Below are 255 nucleotides of genomic sequence, written 5' to 3'. Positions count from 1 at the left end.
ACTCTGAATCAGAAGCTGACCAGCAGGAACAATAGTGTATGTGCCTGGCGCATACGTTACCTGGTAGTTACCAATTGCTGCTCCAGTTGCATTAGATGCGGTAATGGCATATTGACCAGCCGGTTGGGTATTCGATGCAGCCGTTGCCAGAGTTACAGCAGAAATTGTGTCGCTACCTAGCAAGCCAATGGATGAATAAGATAATGTGCCTGCAGGTTGTGTAATAAAAGAGGCTTGGTTATTTGCAGTAATTGT

1 protein-coding gene is annotated in these 255 nt (G+C 45.5%); it reads right to left on the bottom strand.

Annotated features, from left to right (window positions below):
* Window positions 1-255 (bottom strand): MBG domain-containing protein (locus tag VC182_RS11520; RefSeq protein ID WP_323485380.1); only part of this gene is annotated, 255 nt, incomplete at both ends.

Origin of the sequence: Polynucleobacter sp. AP-Nickl1-40-C4 (assembly GCF_035012665.1) — a bacterium.
Lineage (GTDB): Bacteria > Pseudomonadota > Gammaproteobacteria > Burkholderiales > Burkholderiaceae > Polynucleobacter.
This window is presented reverse-complemented; position numbering and strand designations above follow the sequence as displayed.